This is a genomic window from Saezia sanguinis (assembly GCF_003991585.1).
In the GTDB taxonomy this organism is placed as follows: Bacteria; Pseudomonadota; Gammaproteobacteria; order Burkholderiales; family Burkholderiaceae_C; genus Saezia; species Saezia sanguinis.
Genome location: NZ_PQSP01000147.1, coordinates 1 through 253 on the forward strand (window position 1 = coordinate 1; position 253 = coordinate 253).

At 71.1% G+C, this 253-nt stretch carries 1 protein-coding gene; it reads left to right on the top strand.

Translation table 11 applies throughout. The features are described from left to right. Positions 1–253: hypothetical protein (locus tag CUZ56_RS15895; RefSeq protein WP_204250970.1), on the top strand; the 253-nt coding region annotated here is incomplete at both ends.

The following is a 253-nucleotide window of genomic DNA, read 5'->3' on the forward strand; positions in this document are numbered from 1 at the left end:
TGGCAGTACCGGCACTACGGCCGTCTGACCGTGCCCCGGCTGCTGGGTGCACTGGCCGTGAGCCTCTACGCGGCGGGGCTCTTCGCGTACACCATGCTCCCGCTGCCCGTGCCCGCCGAGCTGGACTGCACCGGGGGCAGCCAGGTGCAGCTGAGGCCGTTCCAGTTCCTCGCGGACATCGGGCACGAGACCGCGGGGCTGTCCGTCACGGGCATGCTGACCGCCCGGGTCACGCTGCAGGTGGTCTTCAACG